The sequence below is a fragment of the Endozoicomonas sp. ALE010 genome (assembly GCF_049310165.1).
Classification (GTDB): domain Bacteria; phylum Pseudomonadota; class Gammaproteobacteria; order Pseudomonadales; family Endozoicomonadaceae; genus Endozoicomonas.
Map to the genome: position 1 here is coordinate 150,580 of NZ_JBLYNV010000002.1, position 22,774 is coordinate 173,353.

The following is a 22,774-nucleotide window of genomic DNA, read 5'->3' on the forward strand; positions in this document are numbered from 1 at the left end:
CAACCGACAGCTTTCTTACACAGCCTGCAAAGCAGCAGTTGATTCATCAACCGGTATGGACACCTTAACTCCCAGTCCGGGCATACAGTCACTCAGGGCAATTGAGCCATGATGCAGACCAGCTACGGCTTTAGCCAGTGAAAGTCCCAGCCCCAAGCCGCCATCGGTGCGGCTTTTATCAACACGATACAAGCGTTCAAATACCCGTTCTTTCTCTTCATCAACAATGCCCGGGCCATTATCTGCGACTTTCAGCCATGCAATGCCATCTTCTTTATCAAGACCACAGCCCAGAGTAATCCTGCTGCCTGCCGGGCAATATCGCAGGGCGTTTTCAATCAGGCTGGCAAATTGCTGAATTAATAGTTCTCGGTCTCCCTGGATGATAACCGGGGCATCTTTTTTAACAACATACATTGTCATTCGTGCATCTTCTGCGACGTCCTGATAAATCTCTGTCACGGTATCTACGATCTGAGCCAGATCTATCCGGGTAAAACGGCTTCTGCGTGCGCCAGACTCGATCTGAGTGATTCGCAGCAATGCATCAAAAATGGAGGTCAGTCGTTGTGAGTCCTCAAGGGCATGATCAAGTTGCCTGAAAAAATCTTTATCCCTGCTGGTGTGCAACTGGCCTGCTTCATCCCTCAGTGTCAGCAGGTTATGACATAACCGGGTAATAGGGGTTTTCAGTTCATGGGCGATATTTGCTGAAATATCCCGCATGGCAGTAACGGAACCTTCCAGTCGGGACAGCATTTCATCAATATCATTGAAGTCCCGGTGTTGCTCTCTCACCAGTTCTCTGGACTCCTGGACAATTTCACGGTTTTGCTTGCCCAGTTCGTAATCCACATACAGAAAAGTAACAGAAGCCATCAGTACCAGACTGATGATTGAGACCACTCCAAACATTAAACCCTGTTGAATAGCCGAACTTTTGAGCCATGCTGGCAGATGGTCAGGCAGGCGTTTCCCAATTGACGATAAACGCAGACAGACTCCCTGGATATCAGGCAACCGGATGTTCATGGATTCACACCTGTCGTCGTTTTGGTACGCCCGGCATGGGCATGAACTGATGGGGTGAAAGTCCCCTGTGGGAGAACCTACATCTGACTGGCGGTAAAGACGCCTGCTGATGACAACCACTAGCTTAAGGCAAGTGCAGTCTCGCGAGAGGCTGTGCGGAGGCAGTCTGAGTGCAAAGGTGCGAGCCGACGTAAAGAAACCGCATACAAGGCTGAGTCTCTGGGCGAGTGAGCCAAAGATTACGAAGCCCTCAGGTTCGTGAGACACGGTAAATGCGGCGGTTGTGCACTGAAAGTCCATGTCCTTATCCGGGGAGATCTGTTCAACATGCGATTGGTAAGTTCCCAGTTCTCAGCCACTGGTTACAACAGGCTCGGCGAACAGTGACTCATCATCCTGTTCGAGCAAACCCGATGGCAACCAATAGCGCCAGCAGAGGCAACTCCGCATGGTGATTGGACAGAAGTCAGCAGAGGCCATAGTAGCTGTACGACAGAAGTCATTAACGGACGGGAAGTCGTCAGCGAAGGGCCAAACATCAATGACAAAGAGGAGACTGATTCACTCAAGGCGATGCAGCCGTCCGGCGACTCACCGTACTTGGCGACAGAATCTTTAACCAGCTTTGAACCATGATCTACTAAATTGCGTACTTGAACCGGCTAATCTGGCAAGTGCATGGAAACAGGTCAAAAGCAACAAAGGTGCTCCGGGTATTGATGGAGTCACCATTGAAGCTTATCCCGACTTTGCCAAACAGCATTGGCCTTCAGTGCGTCAAGCTCTATTGGACGGAACCTACCAGCCGTCACCAGTACGTCGGCATGTTATAGAAAAGCCGGATGGTGGTGAACGCTTACTGGGAATCCCAACCGTGATCGACAGGGTTATACAGCAGGCCATTGTGCAAGTGCTGACGCCTGTCTTTGATCCGGGGTTCTCTCCAAACAGCTTTGGCTACCGACCGGCACGGTCAGCACACGACGGAGTCCGTCAGGTTAAGCAGTTGATCAACCGGGGGCTGCATTACGCCGTTGACGTTGATCTGAGTAAATTCTTTGATACGGTTAATCACGACGTTTTGATGTCGAGGGTCTCCCGTAAGGTCCACGACAAACGCCTTCTGAAACTGATTGGTCGCTACCTGCGCTCCGGTGTCATGATTGAGGGCAATGTCTACCCGACCAGGGTTGGCATGCCACAGGGTGGGCCTTTATCACCCTTGCTGTCTAATGTGGTCCTCGACGAACTCGACAAGGAGCTTGAATATCGGGGTCATTGCTTTGCAAGATACTGTGATGATTTTGTGATTCTCGTCAAAAGTCAGCGTGCAGGGGATCGGGTGATGCACAGCATTACCCAATTCATTGAACGCAAATTGAAACTGAAGATTAACTCCCGGAAAAGTAAAGTTGTGAAAGCAACAGAAAGCGAATTCCTGAGTTTCACCTTCACAGGGAAGAAAGTTCGCTGGGCCCAGAAGTGTCTGGACCGATTCAAATACCGGATACTCAAGTTGACCAGTCGTCGCTGGGGTGTCTCAATGCAACATCGGTTACGCAAACTGGCGCAATATATCCGGGGTTGGATGGGGTATTTCCGGTTATCGGAATATTACCGACCAATTCCCCTGCTGGATCAATGGATACGTCGGCGAATCCGTTGCTGCTTTCTGAAGCAATGGCGCAAGCCGAAAACCCGTTTTAAGAATCTGGTCAGGTTAGGCGTTGATAAAGTGAACGCCGCCAAGATCGCAGCCAGCAGCAAAGGGTATTACCGTCTGAGTAAAACTTATGCGGTACAACAGGCTCTGAATAACAATTACCTCGCGAAAATTGGGCTTGTTTCATTGAAAGACTTATGGATCAGGTTTCACCATCATCGTTGAACCGCCCGGTGCGGACCCGCATGCCGGGTGCTGTGGGGAGGGTTGGAGAAAGACCAGCCCTTACCCGATTTAGGTCACCTCGATAAAGTCCAACTTTGATACTCCGCACTCTGGGCAATGCCAATCGTCTGGGATGTCCTCAAAACGAGTACCTGGAGGAATGTTTTCCTCTGGCCATCCCTTCGCCTCATCGTAGATCCACCCACAGACTTCACAAAGATACTTTTTCATTGTTAATTCTCTCCTCTCAGTGCGTTTAGCTCACCTGTTCCGGAAGGCACACAGGCATAGGTAAGCGCCTGACCGGTGAATTGAGCTAACTCTCGCAAGCTTGCTTCTGTGATGGCTGGCCACCAATTGGACTTTATTTTGCCATTGGCCTGTAAAACACCTGAGAAAGGCAGCCACGCGAGATCTCCTTGCACAATAAGGTCACACACACCACTGCTCGCTTACTGGACAAGCAGTGTGATTTGGCCTTCTTTCTCGTAGAAATTACTCTTGTTCAAAGTGACCTGTTATCCGACAGCCGGGGCTTGTTCAGCATCAAACGCCCAGACAAACTCAGAAATTCGCAAAGCCTGATCCTGACTGTCAAAAACAAAACCGCCCAGTTTTAAAAGGAAGTCATCAAGAGAAGCAAATGTGCCGTCATGGCCATAACCAAATCCTCGCACCTGATCCCCCATGTGCTCTGAACCCAGATAACTGGTGCCAAACATTCCAACTTTCTGGTACATATTGCGCAGGTGGGGAATCTTGAAGTCTTGGGAAACTAAAGGACCTTCGCTGGTAATTTTCTTATCGGTACCAAACAGTCCATTCTCAGCATCCAGTTTGTGGCAGCTGTTACAACTGGCTACGCCACGGTCAAGGGCCGCATTGTAGTAATCACTCTGTCCTTGAGCCTGCCGGGGAGTGAGAGTGTTATCCAGATTGCGGACCGGGTTCGGACGGGACTGAATACCCAGAGCAAAGTCCGTCAACTTCTGTAGCTGCCACTCCGGTAACATACCATCGCGACCCAACAAGCCAGGGAACGCCACCCGGAATTCTTTAAAAACAGCCGCCTCCACACTCTCTTCCACCCCATTCACAATTTCGCGGTTGACGCCAGTCCGGTCTCCCCGCCAGTGCATGGGACCACTCAAACTGATGCCGCGGAATGTCTGTGTAGTCATCGGACCTTTCATCGGGTGAAAGGTTCTGGATTTCAGTGGAGCCAAGTTCCCGGGAGACTCTTCCAGTGGGTTTTCAACAACATGCTCATCGGGATTCCCGAGATCCCAGGCCAGCCCATCATTATCACCAAAGATGTGGCAGGAACCACAGCTGACAGTACCATTGCTTGATGTTTGCATGGCGTCGTGCATGAATGGGCGCCCCTCTCGCACATAGATGGGTTCGGGGTTATAGAGGTCCTTCTGATTAACCACTTCCTGACTGGCTGTTTCCACCACCGACAGCTGGTTGTCAAAACGTGAGTAGACATACAGATATTGCTCATTCACCCCGAGAACCAGGCCGACAGGCCCTCCTGGCACTTTGATGAAGCGGGTGCTGTAAGGGTCGTAATCGCCGGACTCCATGGAGGAGGTTTGTATCTGAGCAATTTTTCCCGAGCTGAATGTCGCGAGGTACATGGTTTCACCACTGCCGGTTACAGCCATGCTCATGGGCTGGGCCAAACTCCTTTCTTTGTCCGAAGCTGAGACGGACTGCCCCATCGGCAAACTGAAGTCTATATGTTCGTTCAGGTGTACTGAAGACACAGAGTCATCCTGAATCACTGTCACTTGATTTTTTACAAAACGCCCACGCACGGTTGTGCTTCTTTCGCCAGGCCCTTCGAAACGGATATCGTTCAGGGCTTCGGTATTACTGGCATACACAGCACCCGTCGCCGGGTTAACCGCCATATTGAGGATTACAGAGCCAACTCCCGACCAGCTCCCCGTCACCTCTGCTGGGTTGGCTCCAGCATCAATGGCGAACACATCCTTATCCGGTAAACTGAAACGAACCTTGCCATCACGCATAATACCATCCCCATCCACCCAACTTTCACCGTTGTAGCGCACGATGACTCCAGTCTCTGGCGCCTCAGCACCATCCACACTGGCATGTGGGCCGACCTTTCCCTGCTCCATAGCCTGGGGGAAAATGGCGGTGGTTTTGTTGCCGGTTAAAAAAACCGCCGCATACACTGTCTGCCCGTCCGGGCTCACGGCCAGGGCGCTGGGAGTGTCGGTGAATAGAGAGAGTATGGTCTGGGGTGCACTGGGCGCTGCGCCATCAAACACCCAGACATCTGCGCGACCAATACCGGGTGTCCGCAGATCATCGATGGAGAAGTCAGGACGATGCTGACCGCGCCGGGCCGTGGTGATAAACCCCCGCTGTTGTTGTGGCCCGGCAAAGACAATATCGCGGGGCTCATCCCCCACCATCAGGGTCTGCGTCACCCGGGGGCGGCCCTTGATATCGACGATGCTGACACTGTCAGACATATGGTTAACCACCCATACCTCATGATCGTTACGTACCGCTACAGCCACCGGGTCCATACCCACAGGAACGGCACTGATGCGGGTCAGCTGGTCATGCCTAGCCCGGTAGATCTCCAGGCAGTTGGCCGGGGTGTTGGCCACGAACAGATAACGACCATCGGCCGAACGGGCCAGTGGTCGCACCGGATCACGCTCAAAATTAACGTAGTTGTCACTGCTCACCCGAGCATGGCAATTGAAAACTGGCTGAGTGATTAGTGGCTTCTGCCGGTTTTCCTCGAAAAAATGGCTAGTTTCCAGCGTGCTCAAGGAGGCGCTGGCAGTGAGCGGTAATAGGCACAGTACTGCTAGTGCTCTCACTTGTTTTAGTTCTTTGAATGTATACATATTTATGTATCTTTATCTGGCCAGTGCCGGTTGAAAAAAGTCCACGACCTGCTGGTGTACATCGCGGTTGATCAGTGGCCGGAAATGATCCAGTCCCTCTGTGGTATGCACGTCTGTATCACCCAGTGCTTTCGCAATCCTATGGGCATGGGAGTGACTGACAATTTTGTCGTCCTTGTCGTGTATCACTTTGACCGGCCAAGGGTAATCGGCCCCGTGCAGGCCAATATCCCAGTGGCTCACCGGTACCCCATTATCCGCCAGCAGCTGATTGAGAATGCGCTGGCGAATGCCGGGTCGCAGTTGCATAAAACCCTGGGACCAGATATCCAGCACATCCAGCAGAGAGAAGGGTGTGGCAATCAGCACCATCTGGCGGATGTCATCTCTGGGCGCACAGGCGGCCATGGCGATAATCCCCCCCAGCGAGTGGGCCACGACCTGCCGCACTGGGCCGATGTCAGACAGTCTGTCGATCACCGCTGTGGTAGCGGCCACACACTCGGCCATGGTTGTGTAATCCCCCTCGGTACCGCCGTGGGCGGGGGCATCAAAGGCCGCCACCCGGTACCCCTGCGCCAGCAAGGGCTCGACAAAACCAAACATGCTGGCGCAGTTGAAACCTGTTCCAGTCTTCTTTAGCCATAATTCCCCCTCAGGCCTGGCTGGCGTTAGAGTGATGACTGTCCGGGTGCTGCTTGTTCTGGCTGTTACGGGCACTGACGTAGTAACCCGTCTCCGGATCGTAGAAATGACACTGGGTCACGATCTGCCAGAGGGTGCTGAACCGGAACGGCTGCTCACGAATCATCCCAGGGAACGCCTCTTTCAAGGCTTTTTGTGCCTTGGGAAGGTTATGGAAAGGCACAGTGGGTGCCGCATGGTGAGCCGCATGAACCGAGATGTTGTGGGTCAGCCACAGCAACCAACGGGGGTAGAGATAGTCCGTCGTCAGCAGAATACGGCTGCCGTTCAAAGACCAGTTTTCTTTCTCCAGAAACGGAACATCCACCGCCGTGTGGTGCATCAGCGTGGTGATGCTGAACCAGGCGTGGGTGAACAACAGCGGCAGCAGGAAGTACAGCACGACGCCGGTGAAGCCTGTGAAATACCAAAGGGCCGGGAACAGCACGGCACTGACCAGGGCAATAAATACCATCGAGCGACGTACATCCTCCCGCTGGTTCTTACGCGGGTAGAAAGACGGCCTGAAAGCAGACACCCACCAGTAATGCACAGTACCCGCCCAGAAGCCCACAGAACGGGTAAACAGATAGACCAGCTGTTCCCGGCGGGGCATACGGTCGTAAACTTCCCGGGACACGGGCCGCCAGTCGGTGTCCATCTCCAGGTGGTTGGTTGAGCCGTGGTGCATGTTGTGCACATGGCGCCAGGCATGGAATGGATACAACAGCGGAATCAACGACAGGTGACCGACAACCATATTGAGCAGCTTTGAGTTTGAAAACGATCCGTGACCACAGTCATGGGCAATACAGTGCAGACCCCAGCCGCCCAGACCGGCAGTAATCAGCAGGCCAATGGTCAGCAGCCAGTGGGGAGAGTAGGCAATCCCGACAATGCTGCCCAGGTACAGGCCATAGCTGACCAGAAACCCGGCCATCGAACGCACCACATTTTTCTTGAACAGCTCTTTGGGAATCGTCTGACCAATCTGCGCAGTCTTCAGATCTTCAATACGCTGGATGTATTCCCGGTAGTTATCATCCGCGTGTACGGGTATGGATGAAGTAGTCATTGTCTTTCTCCTGCTCACGCCGCCTAGGTGGAAGTTGCAATGACACGGGCGACATCATCGATGCAGGTGTTTTCGAACAGCAGTGCCGGAGACAACCGCTGCTCAACCACCTTCTCCAGCTCGCCGGTGACCTTGACCGCGAACATGGAATCCAGCCCGTACTGCTCGAAGGGTTTGGCACTGTCGATGGCGCTGACATCGGTTTTTAACTGCCTGGCCAAACGCTGGCACAACCATTCCCGCACGGCGGCTTCATCATCACCATCAATCGTGGCGACGTCGCTGTCAGAGAAAGCATTTTTCAGTGAAGAGAGAATTCCCATGGGTTCAGTCCTTTGTCTTTGTACTTGTGGTTGTTGTTTTTTATGGCCGATCAGATCTTTTCTGACTCAGGCAGCGTTAATTCATGAATGCGCTTCTGGCTGGGGAACTTCAGGTCGTGCACCAGTCCGAGCTTCGCCATCAGTGCCAGCACCCAGCCGGTGAGATCCGGCTCATACCAGTAAATGCTGTGACGGTAATTAATAGGGAAAGCGTGATGGTTATTCTGCAGGCCCTCACCGAAGGCCAGTACGGCCACCAACCAGTTGTTACGACTGTGATCGTCGGTACGGAACTGCTTGCCACCGTAACGATGGGAAATGGAACCCACCATCCAGGCAGACTGATTGGCGCAGAACATGCGCGCCAGTCCACCGAAGATAAAGCCCAGCCAGGCACCCTCCAGAGTGCCGGTGATCAGGCCGCCCAGCACCGCCGGAATGGCAAACCCGAGCACCACCCACACCAGGTAGTACTGATTGACAAAGAAGTAGGTGCGGTCCCGCAGTACATCCTTGGCGTAATGGGACCAGACCGAGATACTGCGCTCCAGCATCCAGGGCATATGGCTATACCAGAGCCCGACCAGTTTGTTCTGGTGCAGGTTCGGCGAATGGGGGTCACCGGGTTTATCACTGTAAATGTGATGACGACGGTGGGTAGCCACCCAATACAGCAGTGGCCCCTGAGCCGCCATGGAACCCATGATGGTGAGCAGGGCTTTCATTTTCGGACCGGCATCAAGGCCTCGGTGGGCGGCCATCCGGTGCAGCCCGGCGGTCACCCCGAACATATGGACGAAGTACATCACCCCTAACATTACCCAGGCCCAGGCAGGCACCGAGCCCTGCCATATCAGTCTGACAGCTTCGATCATCCCGATAGCAGGAATCACCATAACCCCGAGGGCAAAGATACGCTGCATCTGCGCGGCCCGGCCTTCGAGATAGGCGACACCGGGCACAGACGTCTGCAGGTCGGCCAGTGATAGGCTGTCTGCGCTCATTTTATTTCCTCTCCGTGATAATTTTTCCGGTGTCCGCCTGATAGCGGCGAATATTCCGGGCCAGACCGAGTCGTCCCATCGACTCGATAAATATCCCCGACAGATCCAGCTGCCAGCGGGACTGGTGATCGTTGCGTGCCCCCGAAGGGAACGCATGGTGATTGTTGTGGAAGGAGCCACCCACCGAAGGAATGCACAGCAGGAACACATTACGGCTGTTATCTGTCACCTTGTGGGGCTGGCTGCCCAGGGTGTGGCACAGGGAGTTCACCGACCAGGTCACATGGTCGAGCAGGAAGATGCGCAGCAAACCGCCCCATATCAGCCCGCGCCAGACCCCCTCCCAGGCGCTGGACAGCACACCGCCAATCGCAGCCGGCAGAAGCAACCCCACCATCACCCACAGCAGATACTGACTGTTGATGGTGATCAGCTCCCGACGGCGCAGCAGATCGGGGGCATAACGGGCCCAGCTGGCCTGCTCCCGGGCAAACAACCAGCCCATATGAGCGTGAAACAGACCCGCTATGCGTCCGGAAGCCTTTTTGCCAGTGCTCTGGTAATAGGGCGAGTGGGGATCACCGGGTTTGTCGGTATGAGCGTGATGCTTGCGATGCGTCGCTGCCCAGAACAGTAAAGGCCCCTGGGCCGCCATGGACCCCAGAATGCCCAGCAGCCAGGTGGTGGCCAGCGGGCCTTTAAATGCTGTATGGGAAAAAAAGCGGTGGAAACCGACTTCGATTCCCAGGGCCGTGGTAAAGTAAAACACCGCCAACAATACCAGCTCCAACGTGCCCACCTGACCAGTAACCAGCTGCCACACGGCCACCCCGGCACCGGCGGTGGTCAACCCCACTGTCAGGGCGGCAAACAGCTGCAGGCTGGTCACGCCGCTGACTTTCTCAGGCACCACAGGGGCGTGGGTGGTTGCGGTATCGTTTGTGCTTTTCATGCGGGAACCCTCTCACCAGCCTTCGCTTTATGCACAGGTGAGTTCTGGGGGAAATCCGGCAGTTTGCCTTTGTGGTAAGCGTGGGCACAAGCCAGACGCTGGATCTTGCCGCTGGTCGTGCGCAGCACAGTTTTGCGAGGGCCGACGTGCACCACTACGGGTTCGACCTGGAATTCGGCCCGAATAGCGGCGCTGGTAACAGTCTGTATTTCCTCAACCTGCTCTGGCGTCACCGGCTGTCGCACTTCAACCAGTACACCCAGCTCTTCTGTGTCATCACCGGAAATAGCAAAGGCCGCAGCCAGACTCCTACCATCCAGCAGGGACGAAGAGGCCAGCACGCAACGTTCAATATCCTGGGGATAGAGATTACGGCCACGGACAATAATGACTTCTTTCAGACGACCAGTGACGTATAGTTCACCATCGAGCATAAAACCCAGATCGCCGGTCCGGTAATAGCTTGCCTCAGAGCCTGGCAGCCGGTTGTGGAAGGCGGTTTCGGTTAGCTGATCGTTGCGCCAGTAGCCCTGGGCAATGCTGGGCCCTGCGATCCAGATTTCACCGACATCATCGATGGCAGCGGGCTGTGCTGTATCCGGGTCAACAATACGAATATCCAGTTCATTGCCAGCTTCACCACAGCTGACCAGCGTCCGGCCTTCCAGACTGGGCGTGACCTGCCACCGATCCAGGTCGTCACGTGCAAACGGCTGGGAAGCCACAACGGTGTCAGCCTTTTTGCCGGAGACAAACAATGTCGCTTCAGCCAGACCGTAACAGGGATTTAGCGAGGTAGAAGGCAGACCATGTTCACGGAACCGCTGATAGAACGCAGAAATTGTGTTGGGGTTAATAGGCTCTGAACCACTGAAAATTTCCCGGGCACAGGACAGGTCCAGATTGGCCTCTTTCAGCTCTTCATCGGTAATACCATCGACGCATAACTGAAATGCAAAGTTAGGCGCACCTGTCGTCGTCAGCCGGTGGTCGGAAATCGCCTTCAACCAGCGCAACGGGCGCTGAATAAAATGCATCGGCGACATAAACACCAGCGGGAAGCCAGCATAGAGCGGCTGCATAATGCCACCGAGCAGCCCCATATCATGGTAAGGCGGCAGCCAGATGCATCCTTTACGCGGTGGGTGGGGCGCGAGCCACTTGTAGATCGCCTCACAGTTCTTCACCAGATTATGCTGGGAGACCATGACGCCTTTGGGCTTACCGGTCGAGGCAGAGGTGTACTGCAGCATGGCCGTGTCATTCAAGGCCTGCTGTGGCCTGTCCCAGTTTTGCTCTTCTGGCTGATCAGGTACATCCACTTCAACCAGCTTGATACCCATCTGCGCCGCCATAGCCGTGAACTGAGCCAGCTGGGCATTGCTCTCACGGATAAACCGGCTGTAGAGGATGATCTTCGGTTTGCAGTCCTGCAGCATGCTCAGAAAGCGCTGCACCTGACGGGTGCCCATAGGCGGATGGCAGGGCACAGCAATCGCACCACTGCCAACAGTGGCCAGATACGAGGCCAGAAAGGCCAGACCGGGTTCAAACAACAGCACCACACGATCGTGGTGCTGAATGCTGGGGTTGATATGGTTAGCCGTGTAAGCCACGGCATTTTTCAAATCCTGATACGTCCAAGTAATCGCATCCTCATCGCCATCCACAAGATAGGTGAATGCCTCCTTCTCAGGCTCATGGTCAGCACGTCAGGCCACGATATCCGCAATAAACTCAAGTGCTGGCACTGGCCTGGACTCATAGACGACACCAAAGTCAGTTTTCAATGACTGGCGTTCAACGGCTCCCATGGCGGCGTCTTTCCGAGCAGTATCCATTTTGATCATCCTTATCCTCCGAAACCCCTTGACGAACTGATCAACTGTTTTCTGATTTTCCATGAAGCAGGTAGCTGTCACTTGTCATGTATATACATGTCTTAGAATGTATATACATGCATTTCTGCCAGTAAAATACTGATCAAACATTGCATTTCCATGACAAGTATTCGCAGTGCATCGGATATGCAATTCTGTCTGCACTTTGAACACTTTTACAAGCAACGCACCAAAACTACTCAAAAGTTACTACTAATCTATGTTTTTTGCAGTTTTCTAGAATACAGCAAAGAAAATGCCAAAGTTTCTGATAGAGGGCGATACAATATCTAAGGCAGATATAGAAGAGTTAGAGCTGTGCCCATGCAACTATACAGCTGTCTGTCTGGATGAAAGCGATCTGGGAGCAGAGAGGATTATTGAATTTATAGATATGAGAAATTGTATTGTCGTCGTTTATCTTCAGCAAACGCGGATCTTGGAGAAGGCCCGAACCGATTGCTTTTAAGTACGTTTCTTTTAACACCCACAAGCGCAGAAACACAATGTCACGCTTTGAGGCCGGTGCTTGCCGAAGGGTACGTTGTTCTTCCGGGGATGCAACCATTTCGATAAGTGGCTCAGTCACCGGCTCGCAGGTCAGCAAACACTCAACATCGGCACCGACCGGACCAAGGCTGCTGATCACCAACCACAACCACTCACCACTATGGCTGAGGTTAAAGTGCAAACAGCTGTTCTCTAGCTGAGGCTTGCCATGAGCGTCCCGGGTGAGAGGCACCTGATCAGGGCTGACTTCCAGGCGATCTGCGAGCAGTAAGCGCAGAACACTGCGTCCAAAGAGGAAACTGCGGGCTCGCAGACCATCATCAACAATAGTTTGATAATCGCACCATCGCTGTCGTTCTCGTTTCGTGAGCAGGCCTGAAAAATCGTGCCACGGCGGCCAACAGGCAAGCAGCTCCTCCATATTGACCAGCCACCCCTCAACGCCCTCAGCAAGAGTCCGGTGCTGACGGTTCAGATAATACCTGGCATCAAGAAACGCATCCGCCTTTACCTGTGGCTCAAGCATGACCAGGTAGCTTTTCCTCCACTACATGTCCGGTACTGATAAACCGGCCAATCATGGATGCAATATCCGGATCACGCACCAGTTTCCTATGACCGAGCGACGGCGACGTCCAAGTCTGGGCATTACCCAGCTTGTCATGAATACATGTCATGGCAGCGAACGGTACTTCAATATCGTTACGAGCGTGTACCAGTAGCACATCAGGCTGACCGTCCGCGAGCATCGTCCCAATATCCAGCTCTTCAGCCGGACGGCCAACTGCATGGCCAACACCCACAATAAATTTTTCGGTACAGGTTTTGGGTAACCCCATAAAATCGGCAAAGGCACGCAGGGTATCTAGCATATTCGCGGGCGACGCCATTAAAACATAACGGTTAATAGCGGCCCCCTGTTCCCGTGCAATAGCCAGACCGGCACAGCCCATAGAGTGGCCGATAGCAGCATCAAACGGCCCCAGCTCGTGACACGCAGCAATCACCGCCAGAGCAAACTGCACTGGATTAGCCTGTTTCCCTTTGGACAAACCGTGGCGAGGGGCATCAATAGCGATCACTTCATACCCCTCCTCAATCAAAGGCTGAGCCAGAGCCTGCATCTGCGTAGCGCGACTTTCCCAGCCATGCATAATCAAAACCCGCTTTTTATCTTCACCACCTTCCCCCCAGCGCAGAGCACTGAGGCTGTTATCAAACTCTGCCCCGAAACTTATCCGTTGCCCATTCAGCTCCGCTTTCTCTTCCCAGTCTTTCAAGGGAAACCGACGAGGGGAAAGAAACAGCGTTACATGATCCCTGGCCACTTTACCGGGCAGAAGCGTGCCCAGAAACCGGTTCTTGATCCGTAACAGGGTCATCATATTCATGGTTATCACCTTCCTTACTTATGTTTATTGTTATGACTGGCTCCGCCAAGCATGAGTCCTCATACAACAGGGGCAGGGTTCGGGTTGCTATTCCAAAAGCCAGGATGGCCTGAGAGCGACCCAGACCATGGATGGTCTGATGGAGCGGGAAGAACAACCCGCATCCTGATCCGGCTGGTGTACGCAGACTGACATTCAAGCGCACTAAAAAGTGATCTCCGCCCCCAGCACCAGCCGGTCCTGCTCCCGGAACTGGCCAAACGGCCCGTCGTCATCGCCGTAGAACAGATCGGCTCCAGTCCACAGTCGCCAGCTGTCGTCCACATCCCAGCTCAGCTTCGCACGCAGCATGCCATCGTTGTAATCCTGGTTATGCAGCCCTTTCAGCTCCAACTCCAGAGTGTCGTTCCAGAAGTCACGCCGCCCCAGCAGGGTGTGTCGGACGGTGGTCTGTTTGCGTATCACCGCAGCAGGTCTGTTGTTCAGCGTGCTTTGGTAGAACTGATAACTGAGAAACCAGTTATCCAGCCCCTGATAATCTAGTCCCAGCACGGAGGTCATCTCGCCGGTGGTGTAAATGCCCTGGTCGACCAAGTCTTCCCGCAGTACCGCATTACGGGTGCTATAAGCCAGCTCCAGCCGCACTACCCAGTCAGCGAAAGCATTACTGGCGCTCAGGCCATACAAAAGCGTGCGCTGGTATTCCGGTGACACGGCAATACGCCCCTCATCGAAAGAGCGATACAACACCGGGTTGTCCTGATAGTGATAAAACATCAATGCCGCCAGATCCCAGCCCTGTACAAAACTGCTCCAGCGCAGGCCAGTTTCCAGATGACCACGTCCTGGACGTTGGGTGTCGTGCACCACGACAGGCACACCCGGCTGTGGCCGGGGCACCAGCTCCGGGCTGGTCACCGCAAACGGAGAACCGGCATCGGCCAGCTCATTGAAGGTCATATCCGGAATGATCAGCCACTGCAGGCTGGCGTCTTCCCCAGGCCCGCCAATATCGGCAATCTCGATATTGGCCATCCAGGTCGGTATGCGGATATCTTCATAGTCTGACAGGGTCCATTCCCGGTAATTCAGCGGGTTAACGACATCCAGCACTCGCAGACTGTCTGCCTGGCCCCAGACCACCTGCTGCTTCCCCAAGCGCACCGCCGTTGGGCCCGCCACTGTGTCCCACTCCGCCTCCAGCCAGGCCTCTACCAGTTCTGCGCGACCATGACGGGTTTCCCAGGTAGGTCCGTTCAGGGACGAGTAGCTTTCAGGTCGGTCGGTGCGGGTGGTCAGGTCATCGGCCAGATCGAGACTGAACCGGGGTTTGATCAGAAAATCCGGCTGTTCCCCGGCAAGACTGATGCCCAGCACACCACTGAGCTCCGGCTCAAGAGTGGTGCGGACCTTGCTGACCCCATGCCGGTTCAGCCCGTAAGCCAGTTCCGAGCGCAGGGTGGTATCGAGGCTGATATCCGCAAAAGTGTCGGACGCCAGCACCGACCCTGGAGACAGCAGACCAACCGCCAGCCACACACCGGACCAGACACCGACGAAGCCCTTGAAGCGTTTCATTACATCCCGCCTTTTTTCAGAATGCGCCGGGTGAACAGGGCATCATCCAGCTGCACCTGGTAATTGACATTGTTGAACAGAAACCGGGACACATGACCGGTTTTATGGTTGGTGACAGTCTGCTGATGGCGGGTCCAGATACCATCAATCTGGCGGATATCTTCGGCCACATAGGTTTTCAGGTGTTTGCCTTTTTCGTCCCAGTAGTCGGTTTTGACAATAATCCAGTTGCCGGGGTGAACCAGATAACGGGTTTTGCCATAACCCAGCTCTTTAGCAATCTCTGGCGACCGGGGTGTGCCTTCAACCACCCAGGCACTGATGGCTTCGCCATCGACGGTGATATTCTCCCGGCCTGAGGTTGTGAAGGTAAAATCCTGCTCATCCACCCGGCCGGCCAGCTTGATGTCTTCATAGCTGAAGTCTGTGCCCATAAAGTAATCACCCCGGTCGGATGCCGATATCCGGCGCACCTTGCGCAGGGCGGGCAGATACAGCCACTGGTCATCGTCCCTGTGGGCCTGGGGATAGTCATAGGTGAGAAAACCGGTACCTTTGACATTTTTTGGCGACTGATAAAAGAACACTGTCCTCTTTTCCTGCCCGGCAGCCTCGCTGGCAGGAAAATACTTGCGATAGCTTTTGGTCTCGCGGGTGCGCTGTTTGCCACGACGATCAGTGAGGATCATTGTCAGATCACTGGTGGCCTGCTGGCCGTCATCCACGGCATTGACGCTGGCCACGATCTGTTCAGCCATCACCCGCCCTTCGGCTTGTTCCCGTTCCACCGCTTTTGAACTCTGAGGAGCAAACAGCAGACTGGCCAGCACCACAGAACCGGTCAGCACCATTACGCTGAACAGCGCACTCACCGGTTTGTGTGCCGGAATGTGTGCCTGTTGCCCAAAAATAAACCGGGGTTGAATCACCATCACCAGGGCAGGCAGTAAGGTCATTGCGGCCAGGAAGCTCATGGTCACAGAGAGAGCAACAATGGTGCCAAAGTAGGTGAGGGGGACCACTTTCGAGCTGATCAGCACACCAAAACCAAAGGCAATGGCCAGATAATTAAACAACAATGCCCGTCCTGTTGAGCCATAGATGGCTTGGAGATGATCCCGCAGACCGGACTTGGGATGGGCTTTCATCAGCACCCGAATCCGATCCAGGGTATGGATAGAGAAGTCGACACCCAGACCAATCGCCACAGAAGCAAACATCGATGTGCCGATACCCAGGTCAATGCCCAGCAGGGCCATGGCGGCGTACACCATCAGGATAGAGCTGATCACCGGCACCGTGGCCAGCAGACCAGCGACCAAGGAGCGAAACAGCAGGGCGGAGACAGCGCAGACACACAACAGCGCCAGCACCACACTCAACACATGGCTCGGGCCAAGATCCTTGATCCAGTGGTAGTTCACATTCACCCGGCCACTGAGATTGGCCGTGGCCTCTTCACTATTGAAGTGCTGCTCAATATACGACTGCAGCTGTTCAATGACCGGACGGGTAACCACAAACTCAGCAGTGTCAAGCCGCAGCCTGATATTGGCCAGACGGTAGTCGTAATCCACCTCTTCTTCAAAATCGGTGGGGTCGCCACTGGCAGAGTAAAGCAGGAAATACTGGGCAATCAGCGCTTCGTCTGTCGGCAGGGTGTAGAACGCGTCCCGGCCTTCGTTCAGGGACTTGTTCATCTGCTTGAGATAATCCACCACGGAGGTTGAACCATTCACATGGGGCAGGCTCTCGGCATAGGCCTGTAATTGCTCAATTCGTGTCAGGACTTCCAGGTTGAACACGCCTTCTTCGCGCGGGGTTTCCACCACAATATCGATGGTGTTGGTCCCCTGCAGATGGCTGTTGATGGCCTGGTCAGCCTGATAAATCTCTTCCTCGGGGTGGAAAGTGTGAATGCGATTTTCATTCACCTGCACCTTACTGGCCAGCCCGACGCCGACAATGGCCAGACCGGCAAAGACCACCAACGTTGCCCCAGGGCGCAGGGTGGCGAGATGACCCAGGGCCGCCATACCTCGGGAGAACAGATCACTGTGACCACGGCTTGCCAGTGTCACCCAGCGCTTGCTGACTTTGGGCTTGAGCAGGGTGATCAAGGCGGGCAGCACATACACGGAATACACCCAGGCGATAAAGACACCGAAAGCGGTGAACAGGCCAAAGGCTTCAAACGGTGGCATATAGGCAGCGGCGTACAGGCCAAGAAAGCCAGCCATGGTCGTCAGGGTGGTCAAGGTGACCGGGCGATACATCTCCTTGACTGCCGCTTCGATACAATCCCGGGGGCTCATCTCCGGGTTGCGGGCCTGGCATTCGTAGTAATGGCTGAAGATATGTATCGAGTCCGCCACCGCCATGCCGATCAGGATGACTGGCATGGCATTGGTGATCACATAAAACGGCACACCGTTGTAGGCCATAAAACCAAGCGTCATCAGCACCGAGGCCCCGATCACCAGATTGCCCAGCAGGGCAGGCATAAACCGGTGGAAAGCCACTGCCAGCATAATGGTGATGATCAGGCCTGCCAGGGGATTGAGACGGCTGGCATCGCGATCAATATAATGGCCGAGAAACCCCAGCACCGCGCCTTCGCCGGCAATATGCAGTGTTTGGTGTTCATCCAGGACAGCGCTGCCGGTGATGGCCGTTATCTGGTCGTAGGTCTGTTCCGCCAGGTCATCGCTGATCAGCTCCGCCACAATCACCGTCATCGCCTGGTCGTCTGATACCAGCATGCCGTCGTAGAGTGGGAAGTCGTTAATCGCTGCGCGGATGGCTTCGGGAGTCTGCACCAGATCATAGAAGGGAGATACATCCATCCCATCGTCCGTCCCGACAATATTATTTTCCGTCGCCAGGCTGATAGTGCGATCGGCATTGATATTGTCCAGGCTGTCGATCTGTGTGGTTAAGGTTTCAACCAGTGTGAGCGTCTCGGGCCGGTAAACACCCCGGGACGAGTTATCCTGAATGGCTATCACCAGGGGATCACTGAGGCCGAAGATCTCCCGTACCTTGTTTTTGTAAACCAGTGTCGGGTTATCCGCCGCTAGGAAAGCGTCTGCACGGGTATCCTTGTAGAGCTGTTTCAGACCACTGGCCAGGGCCGCCATCAGCAGCAATCCCAGTATCAGTATCTTCCAGGGGTGGTGAACCCCCAACAATTTAAGCGATCCCCTCAACGGTCGTTTCATGCCTCACTCCTTGATGTTTTCTTATTCTCATATGTATGTATATACATGTATTTTATGAAATTTTTTTACATGGCCATAATCGCTTCAGCGACCTGGATCAGTTGCTGGCTGTTTTTGTCGCCCAGTCGCCTGGACACATCCTGCTGTGCTTCCTTCCAACGGGTTCGTGCTTGCTTAAAGATGTTTTTGCCTTCTTCGGTCAGGGAGACCATGGAGATGCGACGATCGGCCTCGCCCTGGGTCGTTTGAATATAACCGGCTTTCTGCAGCAGTTTGAGATTACGGGTGAGGGTAGTTTGCTGCAAAACCAGAACCGCCTGCAGATCTTTCTGGGCAGTGCTCTTCATATACCAGAGCGAACGAAGGATAGAGAACTGGGCAATAGTCAGGCCCAGATCACGCAGGTAGTCATCATAATGACTGGTAAGAACCCTGTTGGCCTGACGTAAGCGCAGATTAAAGCAGGGCTCAATCCCACCGTAGGGCTGACGATTGCGTGAAGATCTTGCCATAACTCAGGCCTTAGTATTTAATTTTTATTATATGTACATAAATATATTTTGTGCAACTACCCAAATATCCAGTTCTTGGGGTTTGGCCATAGAGTCGTAAGAGGCGGTTCCGTTGCAAACTGATAGTGATCTCAGAACCTGCTATTTTGTATTCAGTCATAGTAGTTTAGTTGGGTCTTCCACCATGAATTTTTCCGGTCGTCACTATCCCAAAGATCTCATTCTCCATGCTGTCCGCTGGTACCTGCGTTATAACCTGAGTTACCGGGACTTAGAGGAGATATTGGAGGAACGTGGCGTGGATATTGATCATACCACTCCCTACCGTAGGGTTCAGGAATGTGCTCCACAACTGGGGCCTCAGCCAGCAAAAACAATAAATATAAAGCAGAATCTGTGTAATTATGCCAAAAACAGCCTGCAGCAATTCCCGCAAAAAATAGAAAAATGAAGATTTTCCCTTAATTGTTTTATTGATTTTTTAGACACAAATGGTTCATTGACGTCCAGTTTTTGGAGGTCTTCAGAGAGAATCTCCTGTTCTGCAAGAGCCATGAGGTTATGCAGTTCATTTTCGTAATCCTCCCAGTGGAGCTCATGGCGTGACTGGCGAAGAAGAGATAACCGATGTTGCAGCATCTCGATTGCAGGGCAGTGATTACTAGCGGGAATGGTCAGTGGGTGACATACTTCCATGGAGGGCGGCCTCTCGCAGATGATTCTTTTGTCACATGAAAATCATAGCTGCGTTTGGTCGCCTTTCTTGTTCGGGTATTTTGGCTCTGGGACGTAAATTCTATGCTCCAGGGTCTGTAGTTGTGCTCAGTATGAGACTTTCACCCATAAGATTCATGACTGCTTGAAACGTTGGTTTTGTCTCTAAGTTTCATAGCAAAAATTCTGTCAGCTCACTTTTTTTGTCGTGTACAGAGACCTTCACTATAAAAATGTCGTAAATTCAGCAGGGGAATAAATTTCAGAAACATGAGGAAATTGCACTCAAAGGATAGTGCGTTTTATGTACAGTGAACTTTTCGAGGGAATGGGCGCAATACCCCATCAGGGTGTGCCGGTGGGAGCCCTGCAAAAAGAGCTGGACATTCCGGGTTCAACCCTTTCCCATCATATTTCAGCCCTGGTCTCTGTGGGGCTGGTTAAGCAGAAGCGGGATGGCAGGACACTGTATTGCATTCCCCAGTTCGCCACCTTCAATGAGGTCATGGGGTTTCTCAGCGAGGAGTGTTGTGCGGACGAGTCAACGTAATCAGGCGGGGTAGGTTACCAGTGCCTGATCCATCAGGAACTGGTAACCGGATCAATTAAGCAGCCATAGAGCGCTTTTTCATATAAACCAGCAATAGAGATACGGCAGCAGGCGTCATCCCCTGGATACGGGAAGCACGGCCCAGTGTCTCCGGACGGGCATCCGTCAGCTTCTGCTTCAGCTCGTTGGAAAGCCCTTCGATCAATGTGTAGTCCAGCGCCTGTGGTATGCGGGTGTTCTCATAACGTCGCATACGGTCTATCTCTTCGGTCTGACGGTCAATATAACCCTGATACTTGGTCTGTATCTCCACCTGTTCAGCGACCTGATCATGGGTTTCCGCGTCTCCCACCAGTCCGGCCACATCGTTATAGGTCAGTTCCGGACGACGCAGCAGTTCCAGTAGGCTGTATTCACGGCTTAAAGGTTTGCTGAGCTTATTTTCCAGGGTACGGGCAGCATCACTACCGGGATGAACAAACGCTGCCCTGAGGCGCTCAGACTCCTTCTCAATACGCTCCTTCTTGTCACTGAAGGCCATCCACCTTTGATCATCCACCAGCCCCAGTGCCCGGCCTTTCTCCGTCAGGCGCAGGTCGGCGTTATCTTCCCGCAGGATCAACCGATATTCTGCCCGGCTGGTAAACATGCGGTAAGGCTCACTGGTGCCATTGGTAATCAGGTCATCCACCAGCACACCGATGTACGCTTCATCACGACGTGGGCACCAGGACTCTTTATCCTGTGCCCTGAGCGCCGCATTCATACCCGCCAACAGTCCCTGTGCGGCCGCTTCTTCATAGCCAGTGGTACCGTTGATTTGACCGGCAAAGAACAGGCCTCCAATGGCTTTGGTTTCCAGGGAGTACTTAAGTCCTCTCGGATCAAAGTAATCGTACTCGATGGCGTAACCGGGACGGGTAATATGGGCATTTTCCAGGCCACGAATGGATTGGATCAGGTTGATCTGCACATCAAAGGGCAAACTGGTGGAGATGCCATTGGGATAAAGCTCATTGGTGGACAACCCTTCCGGCTCCAGAAAGACTTGATGGGAGGTTTTATCCGCAAACCGGGTAATTTTATCCTCAATGGATGGGCAATACCTCGGACCTATCCCTTCAATTACCCCGGTAAACATGGGTGAACGGTCCAGTCCTCCACGGATGATCTCGTGGGTACGCTCATTGGTATGGGTGATATAGCAGGACACCTGTTCAGGGTGTTGCTCAACCGTGCCAAGGTAAGACATCACCGGCATCGGCGTATCCCCCGGTTGCGCTTCCATCACGGAAAAATCCACACTTCGGGCATCAATACGTGCAGGCGTCCCTGTTTTCAGGCGTCGAACATCCAGGGGCAGTTCTCTCAGCCGGTTGGCCAGGGCAATGGAGGGCGGATCACCGGCCCGGCCACCGCTGTGGTTTTCCAGACCAATATGAATTCGCCCCCCCAGAAAAGTCCCTGCGGTCAGAACAACGTTTGCGGCAAGAAAACGAACGCCCATGTTGGTCACGACACCACGCACCTGGCTGGTGTTGTCATCAACCACCAGATCATCCGCAGACTGCTGAAATATCCACAGGTTCTCCTGGTTTTCCAGAATCGAACGAATGGCGGCCTTGTAAAGTGCCCGGTCAGCCTGTGCCCGGGTAGCCCTGACCGCCGGTCCTTTTCTGCCATTGAGCACCCGAAACTGGATACCGGCAAGATCCGTCGCTGTTGCCATGGCACCGCCAAGGGCATCCACCTCTTTGACCAGATGACTTTTACCAATCCCGCCAATGGCCGGATTACAGGACATCATCCCCAGAGTTTCGATGTTATGGGTCAACAACAACGTTTTAACGCCCATACGAGCTGCCGCCAGGGCGGCCTCCGTACCGGCATGACCACCACCGATCACAATCACATCAAATTGTTTTGGGAAATCCACTGCCAACGTCTGTCACCTGTTATCAAGAGAAGATAAGGCTAGCAATTATACACCGGTTAGCCAGTGCTGTGACCCATCATTGGATAAGCGTGACCTGAAGACTTCACAGTGCCCGCCCGATAACCAGGCTTGCATAACGGGCGTGAGTGGCAACCGGTCACGTAATTTTACTCACAGCCCGTAGATCTGCCCAAAAAGTTTGGTTTTTTCTTATCAAACGACGAAGTTCTTCCAGTTAAACAACAGTAATAACAGCGAATAGCTGTTTTTTAGTGTTATCTTATTTTTTTTATTGATATTAGTGTTGATAAAATCTGTGGATAAACGTATAAAACTCTTTATTTTCAACACATTATAAATTGAACAACCCTGTTATGTTGCTGGTCACAAGGTTTAGTTAACCTGTCATTAAACTGTGGAAAAAAACGACCTTATCCACAGGGCAATTTTATAAAAAGGTTATTCCCTGCGTTGTTCATAGCTTATCTGTGTATATTTCCACATTTCCATAACGCCCGGGTACTTTGCCCGACAACCCGCTGTGATGGGATCTGCCGGGTAATCGGTGGATTTATCGCCATTGAATTTATCCACAGCGCAATAAAGCAGTTGCGAAGTCAGGGAAAA

At 53.3% G+C, this 22,774-nt stretch carries 18 protein-coding genes and 2 pseudogenes; 3 read left to right on the top strand and 17 right to left on the bottom strand.

Going from position 1 to position 22,774, the window contains the following annotated elements; genetic code table 11:
- Positions 1-15 precede the first annotated feature (15 nt).
- On the bottom strand, positions 16-1,032 hold the full coding sequence (locus ACO6UY_RS01760; protein WP_422448758.1) for a sensor histidine kinase: 1,017 nt from the start codon (positions 1,030-1,032) through the stop codon (positions 16-18).
- Between the two features lie 625 nt (positions 1,033-1,657).
- Here ACO6UY_RS01760 and ltrA point away from each other — a divergent pair.
- Complete coding sequence (ltrA, locus tag ACO6UY_RS01765; RefSeq protein WP_422488875.1) at positions 1,658-2,920, top strand: group II intron reverse transcriptase/maturase; 1,263 nt, start codon at positions 1,658-1,660, stop codon at positions 2,918-2,920.
- 69 nt (positions 2,921-2,989) lie between these two features.
- On the opposite strand, the gene ACO6UY_RS01770 is transcribed toward ltrA, so the two are convergent.
- The 14 genes and pseudogenes from ACO6UY_RS01770 to ACO6UY_RS01835 form a co-directional block, all read right to left on the bottom strand.
- A complete protein-coding gene (locus ACO6UY_RS01770) occupies positions 2,990-3,151 on the bottom strand; it encodes a rubredoxin (protein WP_422444401.1) in 162 nt (53 codons plus the stop codon).
- A 287-nt stretch (positions 3,152-3,438) separates the two neighbouring features.
- Positions 3,439-5,652 carry a YncE family protein gene (locus ACO6UY_RS01775; protein ID WP_422444403.1) on the bottom strand — a complete coding sequence of 738 codons (2,214 nt, stop codon included), beginning with the start codon at positions 5,650-5,652 and terminating at the stop codon, positions 3,439-3,441.
- Between the two features lie 177 nt (positions 5,653-5,829).
- Positions 5,830-6,537 (bottom strand): alpha/beta hydrolase, encoded by a 708-nt coding sequence (locus ACO6UY_RS01780; protein ID WP_422488877.1) that lies wholly within the window; start codon positions 6,535-6,537, stop codon positions 5,830-5,832.
- Complete coding sequence (locus ACO6UY_RS01785) at positions 6,473-7,576, bottom strand: fatty acid desaturase (RefSeq protein WP_422444407.1); 1,104 nt, start codon at positions 7,574-7,576, stop codon at positions 6,473-6,475. The genes ACO6UY_RS01780 and ACO6UY_RS01785 overlap by 65 nt, the downstream gene beginning before the upstream one ends.
- Positions 7,577-7,599: 23 nt before the next feature.
- On the bottom strand, positions 7,600-7,899 hold the full coding sequence (locus tag ACO6UY_RS01790; RefSeq protein ID WP_422444409.1) for an acyl carrier protein: 300 nt from the start codon (positions 7,897-7,899) through the stop codon (positions 7,600-7,602).
- Between the two features lie 50 nt (positions 7,900-7,949).
- On the bottom strand, positions 7,950-8,903 hold the full coding sequence (locus ACO6UY_RS01795; protein WP_422488915.1) for an acyl-CoA desaturase: 954 nt from the start codon (positions 8,901-8,903) through the stop codon (positions 7,950-7,952).
- Between the two features lies 1 nt (position 8,904).
- The gene (locus ACO6UY_RS01800; RefSeq protein WP_422444413.1) at positions 8,905-9,855 is read right to left on the bottom strand and encodes an acyl-CoA desaturase; all 951 of its coding nucleotides are present in this window, start codon (positions 9,853-9,855) and stop codon (positions 8,905-8,907) included.
- Positions 9,852-11,552 (bottom strand): annotated as a pseudogene (locus ACO6UY_RS01805) (fatty acyl-AMP ligase); the annotation flags it as partial. The gene ACO6UY_RS01800 and the pseudogene ACO6UY_RS01805, both read right to left, overlap by 4 nt.
- Positions 11,553-11,567: 15 nt before the next feature.
- The gene (locus tag ACO6UY_RS01810; RefSeq protein ID WP_422468691.1) at positions 11,568-11,696 is read right to left on the bottom strand and encodes a hypothetical protein; all 129 of its coding nucleotides are present in this window, start codon (positions 11,694-11,696) and stop codon (positions 11,568-11,570) included.
- A 349-nt stretch (positions 11,697-12,045) separates the two neighbouring features.
- Positions 12,046-12,771, bottom strand: a complete 726-nt coding sequence (locus tag ACO6UY_RS01815) for a 4'-phosphopantetheinyl transferase family protein (RefSeq protein ID WP_422444417.1) — start codon at positions 12,769-12,771, stop codon at positions 12,046-12,048.
- Positions 12,764-13,636, bottom strand: a complete 873-nt coding sequence (locus tag ACO6UY_RS01820; protein ID WP_422444419.1) for an alpha/beta hydrolase — start codon at positions 13,634-13,636, stop codon at positions 12,764-12,766. The genes ACO6UY_RS01815 and ACO6UY_RS01820 overlap by 8 nt, the downstream gene beginning before the upstream one ends.
- A 204-nt stretch (positions 13,637-13,840) precedes the next feature.
- Positions 13,841-15,139 carry a DUF1302 family protein gene (locus tag ACO6UY_RS01825; protein WP_422488879.1) on the bottom strand — a complete coding sequence of 433 codons (1,299 nt, stop codon included), beginning with the start codon at positions 15,137-15,139 and terminating at the stop codon, positions 13,841-13,843.
- A 74-nt stretch (positions 15,140-15,213) separates the two neighbouring features.
- Positions 15,214-18,435 (bottom strand): outer membrane lipoprotein-sorting protein, encoded by a 3,222-nt coding sequence (locus ACO6UY_RS01830; protein WP_422488880.1) that lies wholly within the window; start codon positions 18,433-18,435, stop codon positions 15,214-15,216.
- Between the two features lie 65 nt (positions 18,436-18,500).
- A complete protein-coding gene (locus tag ACO6UY_RS01835; protein ID WP_422444425.1) occupies positions 18,501-18,947 on the bottom strand; it encodes a MarR family winged helix-turn-helix transcriptional regulator in 447 nt (148 codons plus the stop codon).
- Between the two features lie 184 nt (positions 18,948-19,131).
- Between ACO6UY_RS01835 and ACO6UY_RS01840 the strand changes: the two are divergent.
- Positions 19,132-19,311: pseudogene (locus ACO6UY_RS01840) on the top strand (IS6 family transposase); the annotation flags it as partial.
- 654 nt (positions 19,312-19,965) lie between these two features.
- Complete coding sequence (locus tag ACO6UY_RS01845; protein ID WP_422444427.1) at positions 19,966-20,211, top strand: ArsR/SmtB family transcription factor; 246 nt, start codon at positions 19,966-19,968, stop codon at positions 20,209-20,211.
- A 55-nt stretch (positions 20,212-20,266) separates the two neighbouring features.
- Here the strand turns inward: ACO6UY_RS01845 and mnmG are convergent, their stop codons facing one another.
- Both mnmG and ACO6UY_RS01855 read right to left on the bottom strand, forming a co-directional pair.
- Positions 20,267-22,147, bottom strand: coding sequence for a tRNA uridine-5-carboxymethylaminomethyl(34) synthesis enzyme MnmG (gene mnmG / locus ACO6UY_RS01850; protein ID WP_422444429.1), 1,881 nt, complete (start codon positions 22,145-22,147; stop codon positions 20,267-20,269).
- Positions 22,148-22,606: 459 nt separating this feature from the next.
- Positions 22,607-22,741 carry a hypothetical protein gene (locus tag ACO6UY_RS01855; RefSeq protein WP_422488881.1) on the bottom strand — a complete coding sequence of 45 codons (135 nt, stop codon included), beginning with the start codon at positions 22,739-22,741 and terminating at the stop codon, positions 22,607-22,609.
- Positions 22,742-22,774 lie beyond the last annotated feature (33 nt).